The organism is Serratia sp. KH_031, assembly GCF_057839655.1.
Map to the genome: position 1 here is coordinate 1,157,140 of NZ_CM174496.1, position 14,830 is coordinate 1,171,969.

Below are 14,830 nucleotides of genomic sequence, written 5' to 3' on the forward strand. Positions count from 1 at the left end.
AGGGTTCAGTTACTGGCGCGCTAAGCGTCCATGAGTGGGAGTGAATGGCACGTTGCTACGCCATGGATTGATGTCTAAACCACCACGGCGGGTATAACGAGCGTAGACCGATAGGCTTTCTGGCTGACAGAAGCGCAACAGATCGTTGAAGATACGCTCAACGCACTGTTCATGGAACTCATTGTGATGACGGAAAGACACCAAGTAGCGTAACAGTGCTTCACGATTGATTTGTCGGCCACGATAGCGAATTTGTACCGAACCCCAGTCTGGCTGGTTGGTGATCAAACAGTTGGATTTCAACAAATGGCTGACCAGCGTTTCTTCAACGATCGATTGATTATCGGTGGCACCTTGCAGGTAATCGGTGCTGAATTGATAGTCGCTGATGGTGATGTCTTGCTGATCGAGGCATTCACCGGAAAAACCAGCAATTGGGCTGCCTTCAAGCTGATCGATGCTAAATAAAGTGACGCTAACCTCGCCTTGTGCACAGTGGGCGAGATCCCGTTGTAGCGTGTCGCGTACGGTTTCCCAGTCGGTAAACTGCGTTTGGTTGAAGCTGTTGAGATAGAGCTTGAAGCTTTTGGATTCGATTAGATTGATGCTGTCCGCATTTAAGCTGATTTCACCGACAGCAACCTGCGGCAGACCTTTGCTGTTTAGCCAAGAAAGCTCATATAGCGTCCAAATATCGGCACCATGAAACGGCAGGCTGTCAGGAAATAATCCTAGCGGCTCACGATTCATGCTGCGTGGAACGGCTTGCAGCAGCGTAGCGTCGTAGCTGTCGTGGTAGGTAGTAGGTTTGCCCAGTGTCAGGCCAGAAAGCGCCTGATGCTCATGATATGAGGACATATGCTGTCACCTCAGTAATAGATAGGTACAATGTGCGTCAGTTTACCGTATGCGAGAAAGAATATGGAATATGATGTATCACAGGCGCTGGGTGAGTTTACCCAGCGCTATGTGGAGTTTTGGCAGCAAGAGCGTGGTCATGCCCCTGCCAGTAGCGACCTGTATGGCGTTCCTTCGCCTTGTGTCGTTGAAAACCGTGATAATGAAGTGCTCTGGTTACCACAGATTTTTGTACCTGCGGCGACATTGGAAAAAGTAGAAACCGCGTTAGAGCTGCGTCTACAACCAGACATTCATACTTTTTACACTCAGCAATATGCTGGAGATATGTACGCTCAATTCGGTGAACATCATCTGACGCTGTTGCAGGCATGGAGTGAAGACGATTTCATTCGTTTGCAGGAGAACCTGATTGGTCATCTGGTGACGCAAAAGCGCCTGAAATTATCCCCGACGCTATTCCTGGCAACTACGGAATCAGAAATGGCGATGATTTCTTTGTGCAACGTCAGCGGCAATGTGATGCTGGAACAATTTGGTAGTGATAAACGGGCACTTTTGGCGACATCACTAGGTAATTTCTTGGACGCTTTGCGACCAACCTTGGGAAGTTGATAACAAACACCCCATTCACGTGTGAGAGATCTCTCACGTGGGCTGTGAGACATCTCTTTTAATTTTCCTAAACTAACAGTAATGATTTTGTTTATTTTAATTTAAATCAAATCGTTATGATTTTTCTAAGATTTATCTTGGGCAAAATACCCACTCGAACTCGCAACAAGCCCTTGTGATTCGGGGGGAATTAAGCGATCTTATGTTCACCGGAAGGAAGCCGGTTGGAGCAGGAAACATCAGGATGATGTAGCTTCAGGAAGAAGAAGTGGATGCACTCAGGAAGAGTGAAAGGACGGTATCAGGATGATACACAGGATGTTTCAGGATTGAAACCAAGGACACCTCCAGGATGGAGAATGAGAACCAGCACAGGATGAGTTGGTGGGTCAGGAAGACTAAGGAAGCACATCAGGAAGGTGTTACAAGGACATAAGCAAGGATTGTTTGGTCAGGATGGCCGAAGGAAAAGTTTTCAAGGATTGAGCAGGGAGCACACTTTGTAGCGGGATAGCTATAAAACGAACCGGGGGCACTGTTAACGCAGTGCCCCCAATTTTTTATGCGTTGCTAAAATTTAAGTATTAATGATGCTTAACTCATATTTCATTCACCGTAATTATTGAAACGTCGTTTCTTTGTTTTTTGTGATTATTTTCACAAAGTATCCTCGATTTGTTACTCATCTCAGTTATTCACACAAAACTATCATCAAGAGCGTCCCAGCCGAATTTTGGCTATAAGGGGTAAAATGCTATGCTTTGCCGCTTTTCGGCCACTTGGCTGGGGAACAAAGCGTAAACCGAGCGGGAAAACAGATGAGTATGCAAAATCAGATTCGTCATAAATTACAGGCGATTGAACAGTCAATGCACGATTTGGCGTTGTGGCAGGCCGTTCCACCGCAGCCTGAGGCATTTACCGATGAACCGTTCTGTGTGAGCAGCATGTCTGCGGAGGAGTGGCTGCAATGGGTATTTTTGCCACGCATGTACGCGTTATTAGATGCCAAGGCTCCGTTGCCAACACGTTTTGCCATGACACCATACTTTGAAGAGGCGTTGAAAGACCGGAGTCCGAGCTGTTTACCGCTTTTGATGCGGTTACAGCAACTGGACAACATGCTGAATAAAGAACCGCAATAATGTTGGAAATTCTTTATCAGGATGAGCATTTGGTGGCGGTCAATAAACCTGCCGGTTGGTTGGTGCATCGCAGTTGGTTAGATCGTCATGAAACGGTGTTTGTGATGCAAACTGTCCGTGACCAAATTGGCCAACACGTATTTACTGTCCATCGTTTGGATCGTCCTACTTCTGGCGTGTTGTTGATGGCGTTGTCCAGTGACGTGGCGCGTTTGCTTTCACAACAGTTTGAGCAGCATCAGGTACAGAAAACCTATCATGCCGTAGTACGCGGTTATTTGCAGGAGAGCGGCACTATCGACCATCCGCTAATCGAAGAGATGGATAAGATAGCTGACAAGCATGCGAGTCAGGATAAAACGCCACAAAACGCGGTGACGCATTATCAATCGCTGGCGACGGTGGAAATGCCGGTCGCGGTGGGGCGCTATCCAACCGCACGTTACAGCTTGGTTGAGTTGAAACCAGAAACCGGCCGTAAACACCAGTTACGACGTCATATGGCGCATATGCGTCATCCGATTATTGGCGATAGCAAACATGGCGATCTGCGACAGAATCGCGGTTTAGCACAGCATTTCGATTGCCAACGTTTGATGCTACATGCCAGCCATCTGCAATTAAATCATCCGGTAACCGGTGAACTGTTGCAGATTAGCGCTGGTTGGGAACCTCGCTGGCAGGGACTGATGTCACAATTTGGTTGGGAAGGTGTTGCCCCTGAGCTTGCTGGGGTTGAGTTTCTAGCGGCTAGCAGTCAGGATAAGTCATAATTTTTCAACGAGATCATGGAGCAGGAGCGATGGCTCAAGTCGGTATTTTTGTCGGGACGGTTTACGGTAACTCATTGCTGGTGGCGGAAGAGGCGGAAAACATCCTCAAAGAACAGGGGCACGAGGTCAAACTGTTCGAAGAAGGGACGCTGGAAAACTGGCAGGAATATCGTCAGCATTATGCGCTAGTGATCACTTCAACCACCGGGCAAGGCTGTCTTCCAGACAGCATCGCGCCATTGTTTGCCGCGATCCGCGATCAAATTGGTTATCAACCAGAACTCCATTACGGATTGATTGCTTTGGGTGACAGTAGTTATGACAACTATTGTGGCGCGGGGCGCACGTTCGATGCCATGCTGCAAGAGCAGGGTGCTACACGAGTCGGGGAAGTGTTGGAGATTGATGCAATCGAACAACCTGAGCCAGAAGCTGTTTCTTGCCCTTGGGTAGAGGAATGGGGCGCATTGTTAAAGTAATGCGCCCGTGGGTTCAGTCGCTTGGCTGAACCTTACTTACCGCGAGTCAGTTTATCCAGATCGGATTCGATCTCGGCGATTTTGTGAGAAACGACGCTTTCCAAGTGGCGTAGATCGTCCAAGATTTTGCGCTTCAGATCCACTTCTACCTGATCGCGTTGGCACAGTTGATCCAGTTCATCAATCACATAGCGTAGGTTCGGGTTAATCTCGTGAATTTCTTTGTAGCCGTTGCCTGCATTATCAGCGACCACGGTTTTGCGTTGGCGCGGGTATTTGAATTTCACGCTTTTGGCAAAGAACTCGCCTTTATCCTTGCGGAAATAAATCTTAAGAATGTCGTTATTGGCCTCCTGACGCAGGCTATAGCGATCGATATCTTCCGGTTGATTGATTCCTAAGCTTTTCAGGTTATCGTACATACAACATCCTCTGATTAATTTTATCCACAACTACCCATTATGGCTGAAAGGCGTGTCCGCGACTGTGACTGCCGACAAAGCACAGACAAAAAAATAGCGGGTGATTTACCCGCTATTTCTAATCTTAGTCGATGGTGCGTAATAACTCATTAATACCGACTTTTCCGCGTGTTTTGGCGTCAACTTTCTTGACGATAACTGCGCAGTACAGGCTGTATGAACCATCTTTGGATGGTAGGTTACCGGAAACGACTACCGAGCCAGCCGGTACGCGGCCGTAATGAATTTCACCGGTCTCACGATCGTAAATACGGGTGCTTTGGCCGATGAATACGCCCATTGAAATCACAGAACCTTCTTCAACAATCACGCCTTCAACCACTTCAGAACGTGCGCCGATGAAGCAGTTATCTTCAATGATGGTCGGGTTGGCCTGCAGTGGCTCCAGAACGCCACCAATGCCGACGCCGCCGGACAGGTGAACGTTTTTACCGATCTGCGCACAAGAGCCCACAGTGGCCCAAGTATCAACCATCGTGCCTTCGTCAACGTAAGCACCGATATTGACGTAAGAAGGCATCAACACGGTATTGCGAGCGATAAATGCACCTTGACGCACGGTCGCTGGTGGCACAACGCGGAAACCTTCTTTCAGGAAGCGCGCTTCATCGTAACCGGCAAATTTCATCGGTACTTTGTCGTAATAACGGGTTTCTGCGCCGTCCATCACTTTGTTATCGTTGATACGGAAAGAAAGCAGCACCGCCTTTTTCAACCACTGATGCGTTACCCACTGACCGTCAATCTTCTCGGCAACGCGCAGGGCACCGCTGTCCAGCAGGCTGATCACCTGGCTTACCGCTTCACGCGTTACGGTATCTACGTTGGCTGGCGTAATGTCTGCACGGCGTTCGAAGGCACTTTCAATAACGTTTTGTAATTGCTGCATATCTATTCTCGTCCTGATAATTTTTATCTAAAGGTTACTTGTATCACATTTTATCGTTTGGATTGAGGGCGTCTGTCAACCGTTGTTCCAACTTTCTGCGCGTTTCTGGGTTAAGCGCTCGGCGTTCGCCATCGGCCAAGATGAATAAATCCTCCACGCGTTCTCCAATGGTTGAAATGCGTGCGCCGTGCAGCGATAACCCCAGATCGGCAAAGACTTCACCGACCCGAGCCAGCAAACCCGGTTGATCGAGAGCTGTCAGTTCCAGATAGCTACGACGATCGGTATGTGTTGGCAGGAAACTCACTTCAGTCGGTACGCTGAAATGGCGCAGTTTGGATGATGGACGACGCACCCGCGGTGGTTGATATTCTTGTTGGGTGATGGCCTGCTCTAACGCTTGACGGATCGCAGCGTGGCGATCGGCCGCCAGCGGGCTACCGTCGGGTTCCAGCACGATAAACGTATCCATGGCCATACCATCGCGATTAGTGAAAATCTGCGCATCGTGTACGCTCAGATTGCGGCGATCCATCTCACCCGCAACGGCGGCAAACAGGTAGGGGCGATCCGGGCTCCAGATAAAAATTTCGGTGCCGCCCCGCGTGGCTTGCCGACTGACTAACACTAGCGGTAGAGCCAAATCATGTGTCAGCAGGTGACGCGCGTGCCAAGCCAACTGATTCGGTGAATGACGTAGGAAGTAGTCGGCGCGGCAACGGCTCCAGATATGGTGCAGAGCTTCTTCATCAATATTATCCATGCGCAGTAACGCCAACGCTTGCAAACGGTGATGACGCACGCGTTCGCGCAGGTCTGGGCTATTTTTCATACCCCGCCGCAGTTGTTTTTCGGTGGCGAAATACAGTTCGCGCAGCAGGCTCTGTTTCCAGCTATTCCATAGGTTTTCGTTGGTGGCGCAGATATCGGCCACCGTCAAACACACTAAATAACGCAAACGAGTTTCGCTTTGCACTTCGCTGCTGAACTGTTGAATAACGGTGGGATCTTGAATATCACGCCGCTGGGCGGTGACGGACATCAAGAGATGGCAACGTACCAGCCAAGAGATCAATTGCGTTTCGCGCGAGTTCAAGCCGTGTAGTTCGGCAAATTCGATCACGTCTTGTGCGCCGAGGATCGAATGATCGCCACCGCGTCCTTTGGCAATATCGTGGAATAGGGCGGCGATCAGCAATAGTTCGGGATGAGGCAACCGAGGATAAAGTTCTACGCACAGCGGATGCCGTGGGCGAGTTTCTTCGTCGGCGAAGCTTTCCAGTTTTTGCAGTACGCGAATAGTGTGTTCATCAACGGTATAGGCATGGAACAAATCAAACTGCATTTGACCGACGATTTTGCCCCACTGTGGCATATAGGCCCACAACACGCTGTGGCGATGCATCGGCAACAGGGCTCGTGCAACCGCGCCAGGGTGACGCAAAATAGCCATAAATAACTCACGCGCTTCTGGAATGGTACACAAAGGTTGCGTCAGATGACGGCGCGCATGGCGCAGTTGGCGCACCGTGGTGGAGTAGATACCTTTGATCTCGCGATTACGCACCATCAAATAGAACATACGCATGATGGCTTCTGGTTGGCGGACAAACAGTGTTTCATCGCGCAGATCGATCAAGTCGCCACGTAGCTGGAAATCATCGTTCAGTGGACGTGGTTTTTCCGTGGCGTCTAGCGCCAGAATCGCCTCGTCAAACAGTTGCAGTAACATGTCGTTCAATTCGCCGACGCGACGTGTCATGCGGTAGAAATCTTTCATCATGCGTTCGATAGGCTCATTGCCTTCGCCCTCATAACGCAGTAGCTGCGCCACGCTGAGCTGGCGATCGAACAGCAGACGGTTGTCATAACGGGTTAACACCAGATGTAATGCAAAACGGATGCGCCACAGGAAGCTTTGGCACTCGTTCAACTCGTTACGCTCGGCTTGGGTCAAAAAACCGAAACCGACCATTTCATCTAGCGAGGTGGCGCCAAAATGACGGCGGGCTACCCACAGCAGGGTGTGAATATCGCGTAAGCCACCGGGGCTGCTTTTGATGTCAGGCTCCAGATTATAACTGGTGCCGTGATAGCGCTGGTGGCGTTCTTGTTGCTCCTGGACTTTTGCGGGGAAGAATTTTGGAGATGGCCAAAAACCGTCGCTAAAAATATGCTTCTGCATTTGTAGGAACAATGCGACGTCGCCGCAAATCAGGCGAGACTCGATCAAGTTGGTGGCGACGGTTAAATCTGCTAGCCCTTCCAACAGACACTCTTCTAGCGTGCGGACGCTGTGTCCGACCTCCAGCTTGAGATCCCACATTAGGGTAATAAACTCCCCGACGCGCTGCGATTGCTGTTCGTCCAAACGACGTTGGCTGAGCACCAGTACGTCAATATCGGAGAGTGGATGCAGTTCACCACGGCCATAACCGCCTACCGCCACCAGTGCGGTTTCTGGAATATCCTCGAAGCCGTAAAACGTCCATAAGCGACGCAACAAGCTATCGATGAACTCACTACGGGCGGTCACCAGGCTCTCGACGTTGGTACCTGCGTCGAAAGCGAGCGCCAGCCAATTTTGGAATTGTTCGAGGTGTTGTTTCAGTTGGAGGCAGTTTAGCTCTTCATCGCCATAGGTATTGGGATAGTCAGGCTGCTGGGGCATGACCTGCGGTGATGTCGCTTGTTCGTGGAAGTTTTCAGTCATAAACGCAGCCCATAAAAAAAGCCGGCATAAGCCGGCCTGTGTCTGTATTGGTAGGTGCGCTAATACCGCACTTACATCTCATGCGTAATGATGTTGGGGATGGTGTCATCCTTGCGCAACGTCATTATCTCGCAGCCGTTATCAGTGACCACAATAGTATGCTCATACTGTGCAGACAAGCTGCGATCCTTGGTTTTTACCGTCCAGCCGTCTTTCATGGTACGGATGCGGTAGTCACCAGCGTTGACCATGGGCTCGATGGTGAAAGCCATGCCAGTCTGCAACACCACGCCGCCGTCATCAGCGTCGTAGTGCAGAACCTGTGGTTCTTCGTGGAACACTTCGCCAATGCCATGACCGCAGTATTCGCGAACCACAGAGAATTTCTCTGCTTCAACGAACTGCTGGATTGCTTTGCCCAAGGTGCGTAGGCGGATACCCGGCTTGACCATTTTCAGCGCCAGATACAGGCTTTCTTGGGTGATGCGGCACAGGCGCTCGCCCTGAATGGTCGGTTTGCCCACGATGAACATTTTAGAGGTATCGCCGTGGAAACCGTCTTTGATCACGGTAACGTCGATGTTGACGATGTCACCATCTTTCAACACTTTGTCGTCGCTTGGAATGCCGTGGCAGACCACTTCATTGACCGAAATACAAACTGATTTCGGGAAGCCGTGATAGTTGAGGCAAGCGGAGATCGCCTGCTGTTCATCGGTGATGTACGCGTGACAGATTCTGTCCAGCTCACCCGTGGTAACGCCAGGTTTAACGTGAGGTTCGATGATCTCCAGCACTTCAGCCGCCAGACGGCCAGCTACGCGCATCTTTTGGATGTCATCAGGTGTTTTAATTGAGATTGCCATGAAATTTGTCCACAGGTGTCGTTGTTATCGACAATGAGAAGCAATAATAATGACACATGGTATCAGCCGGGCTAGGGGACTGCCAAATCCGATTTCTTTTAATGTGGTTAATTGCAACAAAAGTTGGTGTCACTGCCCGGTTTATGGTATAAAGCGCGCCGGCAGATCCGCTCTGTTTTCTTTGTGGGGACGACGGATATGGCCGAAAATACTTTAACTGCACTCACATTGTGTAAATAACACACACGTATCGGCACATCCGCCGGGGTGCCTTGAGATGACTCGTCATTGTCGAGGTCGGCGTTATGGGATACGTGGAGGCATAACCCCATACAATCTATAGAGGTTTAATCATGGCAACTGTTTCCATGCGCGACATGCTCCAAGCTGGTGTTCACTTTGGTCACCAAACCCGTTACTGGAACCCGAAAATGAAGCCTTTCATCTTCGGCGCTCGTAACAAGGTTCACATCATCAACTTGGAAAAAACTGTACCAATGGCTAACGCAGCTCTGGCTGAGTTGACCAAGATCTCTTCCCGTAAAGGTAAGATCCTGTTCGTTGGTACCAAGCGCGCAGCAAGCGAAGCGGTAAAAGAATATGCTACTGGCTGCGATCAGTTCTTCGTGAACCATCGCTGGTTGGGCGGCATGCTGACTAACTGGAAAACCGTTCGTCAGTCAATCAAACGTTTGAAAGATCTGGAAATCCAGTCCCAAGATGGCACCTTTGACAAGCTGACCAAGAAAGAAGCGCTGATGCGTACTCGTGAATTGGACAAGCTGGAAAACTCTCTGGGTGGTATCAAGGACATGGGTGGTCTGCCAGACGCTCTGTTTGTTATCGATGCTGATCACGAACACATCGCGATCAAAGAAGCCAACAACCTGGGTATCCCGGTATTCTCTATCGTTGATACCAACTCCGATCCAGACGGCGTTGACTTCATCATCCCTGGCAACGACGACGCAATCCGTGCAATCAAATTGTATCTGACTGCTGTTGCTACCGCTGTTCGTGAAGGTCGTTCTCAAGATCTGGCCGTTCAGGCGGAAGAAGGCTTCGTAGAAGCTGAATAATAAGGCAAGCTCATTTGAGCCCTTATTAACCAGGTATTGACATATGTTGGTTAGGGGGGCCTTAAAGGCCCCCTTTGCTTATCTGAATGAGAACTATCCCGCTCCGAGCGAGATAACCGAGGAAAAAAGAAATGGCTGATATTACCGCTGCCCTGGTAAAAGAACTGCGTGAGCGTACTGGCGCTGGCATGATGGATTGTAAAAAAGCTCTGGTTGAAGCTAATGGCGACATCGAGCTGGCAATCGAAAACATGCGTAAATCTGGTGCGATCAAAGCTGCTAAGAAAGCAGGTAACGTAGCTGCTGACGGCGTGATCAAAACCAAAATCGAAGGCACTTATGGCCTGATCCTGGAAGTTAACTGCCAGACTGACTTCGTTGCTAAAGATGCTGGTTTCCAAGCGTTCGCGGACAAAGTGTTGGATGCGGCTTTTGCTGGCAAAATCACTGACGTTGACGTGTTGAAAGCACAGTTCGAAGAAGAGCGTGTTGCACTGGTTGCTAAAATCGGTGAGAACATCAACATCCGTCGCATCGCTGCCCTGGAAGGCGATGTGTTGGGTAGCTACCTGCACGGTGCTCGCATCGGTGTTCTGGTTGCTGCTAAAGGCGCTGATGAAGAGCTGGTTAAGCAAATTGCTATGCACGTTGCAGCAAGCAAGCCAGAATTCGTTAAGCCAGAAGACGTGTCTGCTGATGTGGTAGAGAAAGAGTACCAAGTTCAGTTGGACATCGCGATGCAGTCTGGCAAGCCGAAAGAAATCGCAGAGAAAATGGTTGAAGGCCGTATGAAGAAATTCACCGGCGAAGTTTCTCTGACTGGTCAGCCTTTCGTTATCGACCCAAGCAAGTCTGTTGCTCAGGTGCTGAAAGAGCACAACGCAGACGTGACTAACTTCATCCGCTTCGAAGTGGGCGAAGGCATCCAGAAAGTTGAGACTGACTTTGCTGCTGAAGTTGCAGCAATGAGCAAACAGTCTTAAGTCTGTTAAATATAGCCGCCTTAGGGCGGCTGTATTTTATCCAGCCTGAATTACCCGGTGTTTGGCTCTGTGGCGTTATACTCAATACAGACGCATCTCATCGGTTGAAACCCCCAAAACTATTACTGCTTCTTAGGACAGAACACCATGGCTACCAATGCAAAACCCGTATATCAGCGAATCCTACTCAAACTGAGTGGCGAAGCCCTGCAAGGTGCAGAAGGTTTTGGTATCGACGCTAGCGTTTTGGATCGTATGGCTCAGGAAGTGAAAGAGCTGGTCGAACTAGGAATTCAAGTCGGTGTAGTTATTGGCGGCGGTAACCTGTTCCGTGGCGCGGGTCTGGCGCAGGCAGGGATGAATCGTGTTGTGGGCGACCACATGGGAATGCTGGCTACCGTGATGAACGGTCTGGCTATGCGTGACGCACTGCACCGTGCCTATGTGAACGCCCGCCTGATGTCGGCCATTCCACTGAATGGCGTGTGTGACAATTACAGCTGGGCAGAGGCGATCAGCCTGCTGCGCAACAACCGCGTGGTGATTTTCTCCGCCGGTACGGGTAACCCGTTCTTTACCACCGATTCTGCCGCTTGCCTGCGTGGCATTGAGATCGAAGCTGACGTGGTGTTGAAAGCGACCAAAGTGGATGGTGTATACTCCGCTGATCCGGTGAAAAACCCGGATGCAACATTGTACGAACAACTTACCTATCAGGACGTGCTGGAACGTGAACTGAAAGTGATGGACTTAGCGGCCTTTACCTTGGCTCGCGACCATGGCTTACCCATCCGCGTATTCAACATGAATAAGCCTGGAGCACTGCGCCGCGTCGTGATGGGTGAAAATGAAGGTACATTGATTACCAAGTAATTGGTATCCTGAACATATTAATTCACGGGAGCAGGAACCATTGCTCTCGTAAGTAGAATTCACGGGTCGTATTGATACCCAATATGGTCTGCCAAGTAACCCGGTTTAAAAGGTTCGCAACGTGATTAACGACATCGAAAAAGATGCTAACACACGCATGGAAAAAAGCGTTGAAGCATTCAAAACCCAAATCAGTAAAATCCGTACCGGCCGTGCTTCTCCAAGCATTCTCGATGGTATCATGGTCGATTACTATGGTTCTTCCACCCCATTGCGTCAGTTGGCTAGCGTAACCGTAGAAGATTCCCGCACGCTGAAAATCAACGTGTTCGACCGCTCTATCAGCACTGCTGTTGAAAAGGCGATCATGAGCTCTGATCTGGGTCTGAACCCATCGTCAGCTGGTAGCGACATCCGTGTGCCGCTTCCTGCTTTGACCGAAGAGCGTCGTAAAGACCTGATTAAAGTGGTTCGTGGCGAAGCCGAGCAAGGCCGCGTAGCTGTGCGTAACGTGCGTCGCGATGCGAACGACAAAGTGAAAGCGCTGCTGAAAGACAAAGAAATCAGCGAAGATGATGAACGTCGTTCACAAGACGTCATTCAGAAAATGACCGATGGCTACATCAAACTGCTTGATGCTGCACTGGCAGAGAAAGAAAAAGAGCTGATGGAATTCTAATCAGTTTTGAGTAGAAAAAAGCGTCGCTTAGGTGGCGCTTTGTTTTTTTGTGGTACAGATCCCGTTTGATCCTACTGAAAGATCATGGACAAGCGGTGCATGAGGTTCCAAACTTAAGCACCTCCGATCTTATCAGACCGTTAATCAGAGCGAACTCATGAAGCAACTGACTATTCTTGGCTCCACCGGCTCTGTTGGGACCAGCACTTTGGCTGTGGTTAGGGAAAATTCTGACCGTTTCGCGATTAAAGCGCTGGTAGCTGGCAATAACGTTAAGGTGATGGCACAGCAGTGCATAGAGTTCCGCCCAGCGTACGCCTCAATGGCCGATGAAAGCGCCGCGCGTGAATTGAGAATTCTGCTCGCTGAAAACGGCAGCAAAACCGAAGTATTGTCAGGTGTACAAGCTGCCTGTGATTTGGCTGCGTTGGATGATGTTGATCAGGTCACTGCTGCGATAGTCGGTGCGGCTGGCTTGTTACCTACCTTGGCTGCCATTCGTGCTGGTAAGCAAGTGCTGTTAGCCAATAAAGAGTCGTTAGTGACCTGTGGTCGCCTGTTTATGGAAGCGGTACGGGAAAACCAGGCTCAGCTATTACCGCTCGATAGCGAGCATAATGCTATTTTTCAAAGCTTACCGGAAAGTATTCAACGGCAATTGGGGTACTCCTCTTTAGCTGAACACGGGGTTTCACGTATCGTGTTAACCGGTTCCGGTGGGCCATTCCGTACAACTCCTCTAGAGCAATTCGCCAGCATGACGCCGGATCAGGCGTGTGCACATCCCAACTGGTCGATGGGGCGAAAAATCTCGGTGGATTCCGCCACCATGATGAATAAGGGACTGGAGTACATTGAGGCTCGTTGGTTATTCAACGCCTCGGCCGAACAAATGGAAGTGATCCTGCATCCGCAGTCAGTGATTCACTCAATGGTTCGCTATGATGATGGTAGCGTCTTGGCGCAACTGGGAACGCCAGATATGCGCACTCCGATTGCGCATGCCATGGCGTATCCACAACGGGTGAACTCAGGTGTTGCTGCGTTAGATTTTTGCCGTATCGGTGCATTGACTTTCGCCGAGCCTGAAGCGGTGCGCTATCCTTGCCTGTACTTAGCCATTGACGCGTTTGATGCTGGGCAAGCTGCGACTACGGCGCTTAATGCCGCCAACGAAGTGGCGGTGGCGGCTTTCTTACAGTCGCAAATTCGTTTTACTGATATTGCCATTGTGAATCATAAAGTAGTCGAACAGTTGGCAGTGCAGGAACCGTCTTGTATTGATGCGGTCTTAGATATTGATCGTCGGGCTCGTATAGCTGCGAGCGAGTTAGTTCGGACAGTGTGCGCTTAACGGCGGGCACGCTATTGTCCTAATTTGCTGATAAATTGCGCGCGCCGTAGTGGGTTGTTTGTTCGAGCCTGATTGAGATGATATAGTCTGCGCCACCTGTCAGCGGATAGACCGTTGAATAATGGCCTGATTGGCATATTGAATGCCGGTTTTCCCCTGATTTTCAGGGTTCCAGATTGGGCTGATAGCGAAGCCGTGTCGGGCACACGGCTTTTTTTGCGCGCAAGAGCCCTAAGTTCTGGAAAGGTTGTTGTATCTATTGAGGAAATAAGTACGCGTTATGTCGTCCGCAAATCAACAAGAGGCTAATCCGCTCATCTATGGACCGCGCCATGTCGCGATTATCATGGATGGCAATGGACGCTGGGCTAAGCGTCAAGGAAAGCTACGCGTTTTTGGTCATAAAGCAGGAGTGAAGTCGGTTCGCCGCGCAGTCAGCTTTGCTGCTAGTCATCATTTGGATGCGCTCACGCTTTATGCCTTTAGCAGTGAAAACTGGAACCGTCCTGAGCAAGAAGTGTCTGCTTTGATGGAGCTTTTTGTTCGTGCGTTAGACAGTGAAGTGAAAAGTCTACATAAACATAACGTCAGACTGCGGGTGATTGGCGATGTCAGCCGTTTCAGCACGCGTTTGCAAGAACGTATTCGTCGTTCTGAGCAACTGACAGAAAATAACGATGGTCTGACACTCAATATTGCCGCCAACTACGGTGGCCGTTGGGATATCATTCAGGGAGTACGGCGTCTGGCCGAACAGGTGCAAGAGGGTTTATTGCACCCGACGCAGATTAGCGAGGAGTTGCTTAGCGAACAGATCTGTATGAACGATCTGGCACCGGTAGATCTGGTGATTCGCACCGGTGGTGAACACCGCATCAGCAATTTCTTGCTATGGCAAATTGCTTACGCCGAGCTTTACTTTTGTGATGTGCTCTGGCCTGATTTTGATGAACTTGTCTTTGAAGGTGCGCTGAATGCATTTGCACAACGCGAGCGCCGCTTCGGGGGAACAACACCTATCGGCGTTAATGCGTCCTAGGGG

Annotated in this window: 15 protein-coding genes; 10 read left to right on the forward strand and 5 right to left on the reverse strand. The window is 50.0% G+C overall.

What is annotated here, in order from left to right; all coding sequences use genetic code 11:
• Positions 1 to 9: 9 nt before the first annotated feature.
• Positions 10 to 858, reverse strand: a complete 849-nt coding sequence (gene queF, locus AC3ISQ_RS05090; RefSeq protein ID WP_489351136.1) for an NADPH-dependent 7-cyano-7-deazaguanine reductase QueF — start codon at positions 856 to 858, stop codon at positions 10 to 12.
• A gap of 63 nt (positions 859 to 921) precedes the next feature.
• On the opposite strand from queF, the gene syd reads away from it, so the two are divergent.
• From syd to AC3ISQ_RS05110, 4 genes are all read left to right on the forward strand, one after another.
• Positions 922 to 1,473 carry a SecY-interacting protein gene (gene syd / locus AC3ISQ_RS05095; RefSeq protein WP_489351138.1) on the forward strand — a complete coding sequence of 184 codons (552 nt, stop codon included), beginning with the start codon at positions 922 to 924 and terminating at the stop codon, positions 1,471 to 1,473.
• A gap of 818 nt (positions 1,474 to 2,291) precedes the next feature.
• On the forward strand, positions 2,292 to 2,618 hold the full coding sequence (locus tag AC3ISQ_RS05100; RefSeq protein WP_489351140.1) for a YqcC family protein: 327 nt from the start codon (positions 2,292 to 2,294) through the stop codon (positions 2,616 to 2,618).
• On the forward strand, positions 2,618 to 3,391 hold the full coding sequence (gene truC, locus AC3ISQ_RS05105; RefSeq protein ID WP_489351142.1) for a tRNA pseudouridine(65) synthase TruC: 774 nt from the start codon (positions 2,618 to 2,620) through the stop codon (positions 3,389 to 3,391). Before AC3ISQ_RS05100 ends, truC begins: the two co-directional genes overlap by 1 nt.
• 29 nt (positions 3,392 to 3,420) lie before the next feature.
• Positions 3,421 to 3,870 (forward strand): flavodoxin, encoded by a 450-nt coding sequence (locus AC3ISQ_RS05110; RefSeq protein WP_489351144.1) that lies wholly within the window; start codon positions 3,421 to 3,423, stop codon positions 3,868 to 3,870.
• A gap of 32 nt (positions 3,871 to 3,902) precedes the next feature.
• Here the strand turns inward: AC3ISQ_RS05110 and AC3ISQ_RS05115 are convergent, their stop codons facing one another.
• The 4 genes from AC3ISQ_RS05115 to map form a co-directional block, all read right to left on the reverse strand.
• Complete coding sequence (locus AC3ISQ_RS05115; RefSeq protein ID WP_489351146.1) at positions 3,903 to 4,292, reverse strand: DUF3461 family protein; 390 nt, start codon at positions 4,290 to 4,292, stop codon at positions 3,903 to 3,905.
• A gap of 124 nt (positions 4,293 to 4,416) precedes the next feature.
• A complete protein-coding gene (gene dapD, locus AC3ISQ_RS05120; protein WP_489351148.1) occupies positions 4,417 to 5,241 on the reverse strand; it encodes a 2,3,4,5-tetrahydropyridine-2,6-dicarboxylate N-succinyltransferase in 825 nt (274 codons plus the stop codon).
• Between the two features lie 43 nt (positions 5,242 to 5,284).
• Positions 5,285 to 7,954 carry a bifunctional uridylyltransferase/uridylyl-removing protein GlnD gene (gene glnD, locus AC3ISQ_RS05125; protein WP_489351150.1) on the reverse strand — a complete coding sequence of 890 codons (2,670 nt, stop codon included), beginning with the start codon at positions 7,952 to 7,954 and terminating at the stop codon, positions 5,285 to 5,287.
• Positions 7,955 to 8,025: 71 nt separating this feature from the next.
• Positions 8,026 to 8,820, reverse strand: coding sequence for a type I methionyl aminopeptidase (gene map, locus AC3ISQ_RS05130; protein WP_489351152.1), 795 nt, complete (start codon positions 8,818 to 8,820; stop codon positions 8,026 to 8,028).
• 353 nt (positions 8,821 to 9,173) lie between these two features.
• On the opposite strand from map, the gene rpsB reads away from it, so the two are divergent.
• The 6 genes from rpsB (at position 9,174) to ispU (ending at position 14,827) form a co-directional block, all read left to right on the forward strand.
• Positions 9,174 to 9,899, forward strand: a complete 726-nt coding sequence (rpsB, locus tag AC3ISQ_RS05135) for a 30S ribosomal protein S2 (RefSeq protein WP_489351153.1) — start codon at positions 9,174 to 9,176, stop codon at positions 9,897 to 9,899.
• 131 nt (positions 9,900 to 10,030) lie between these two features.
• Positions 10,031 to 10,882, forward strand: coding sequence for a translation elongation factor Ts (gene tsf, locus AC3ISQ_RS05140; RefSeq protein WP_489351155.1), 852 nt, complete (start codon positions 10,031 to 10,033; stop codon positions 10,880 to 10,882).
• 147 nt (positions 10,883 to 11,029) lie between these two features.
• On the forward strand, positions 11,030 to 11,755 hold the full coding sequence (pyrH, locus tag AC3ISQ_RS05145) for a UMP kinase (RefSeq protein WP_337261329.1): 726 nt from the start codon (positions 11,030 to 11,032) through the stop codon (positions 11,753 to 11,755).
• Positions 11,756 to 11,876: 121 nt separating this feature from the next.
• Entirely contained in the window at positions 11,877 to 12,434 is a 558-nt protein-coding gene (frr, locus tag AC3ISQ_RS05150; protein ID WP_489351157.1) for a ribosome recycling factor, read from the forward strand.
• Between the two features lie 157 nt (positions 12,435 to 12,591).
• Positions 12,592 to 13,788: a 1-deoxy-D-xylulose-5-phosphate reductoisomerase gene (ispC, locus tag AC3ISQ_RS05155; protein ID WP_489351159.1), complete on the forward strand. Its 1,197-nt coding sequence runs from the start codon at positions 12,592 to 12,594 to the stop codon at positions 13,786 to 13,788.
• Positions 13,789 to 14,068: 280 nt separating this feature from the next.
• A complete protein-coding gene (gene ispU, locus AC3ISQ_RS05160; protein WP_489351161.1) occupies positions 14,069 to 14,827 on the forward strand; it encodes a (2E,6E)-farnesyl-diphosphate-specific ditrans,polycis-undecaprenyl-diphosphate synthase in 759 nt (252 codons plus the stop codon).
• The last annotated feature ends 3 nt before the right edge of the window (positions 14,828 to 14,830 follow it).

What these genes read in the sequence shown, in the direction of transcription:
- queF (WP_489351136.1), bottom strand. Translation starts at nt 858, where the DNA reads ATGTCCTCATATCATGAGCATCAGGCGCTTTCTGGCCTGACACTGGGC.
- syd (WP_489351138.1), top strand. Translation starts at nt 922, where the DNA reads ATGGAATATGATGTATCACAGGCGCTGGGTGAGTTTACCCAGCGCTAT.
- AC3ISQ_RS05100 (WP_489351140.1), top strand. Translation starts at nt 2,292, where the DNA reads ATGAGTATGCAAAATCAGATTCGTCATAAATTACAGGCGATTGAACAG.
- truC (WP_489351142.1), top strand. Translation starts at nt 2,618, where the DNA reads ATGTTGGAAATTCTTTATCAGGATGAGCATTTGGTGGCGGTCAATAAA.
- AC3ISQ_RS05110 (WP_489351144.1), top strand. Translation starts at nt 3,421, where the DNA reads ATGGCTCAAGTCGGTATTTTTGTCGGGACGGTTTACGGTAACTCATTG.
- AC3ISQ_RS05115 (WP_489351146.1), bottom strand. Translation starts at nt 4,292, where the DNA reads ATGTACGATAACCTGAAAAGCTTAGGAATCAATCAACCGGAAGATATC.
- dapD (WP_489351148.1), bottom strand. Translation starts at nt 5,241, where the DNA reads ATGCAGCAATTACAAAACGTTATTGAAAGTGCCTTCGAACGCCGTGCA.
- glnD (WP_489351150.1), bottom strand. Translation starts at nt 7,954, where the DNA reads ATGACTGAAAACTTCCACGAACAAGCGACATCACCGCAGGTCATGCCC.
- map (WP_489351152.1), bottom strand. Translation starts at nt 8,820, where the DNA reads ATGGCAATCTCAATTAAAACACCTGATGACATCCAAAAGATGCGCGTA.
- rpsB (WP_489351153.1), top strand. Translation starts at nt 9,174, where the DNA reads ATGGCAACTGTTTCCATGCGCGACATGCTCCAAGCTGGTGTTCACTTT.
- tsf (WP_489351155.1), top strand. Translation starts at nt 10,031, where the DNA reads ATGGCTGATATTACCGCTGCCCTGGTAAAAGAACTGCGTGAGCGTACT.
- pyrH (WP_337261329.1), top strand. Translation starts at nt 11,030, where the DNA reads ATGGCTACCAATGCAAAACCCGTATATCAGCGAATCCTACTCAAACTG.
- ispC (WP_489351159.1), top strand. Translation starts at nt 12,592, where the DNA reads ATGAAGCAACTGACTATTCTTGGCTCCACCGGCTCTGTTGGGACCAGC.
- ispU (WP_489351161.1), top strand. Translation starts at nt 14,069, where the DNA reads ATGTCGTCCGCAAATCAACAAGAGGCTAATCCGCTCATCTATGGACCG.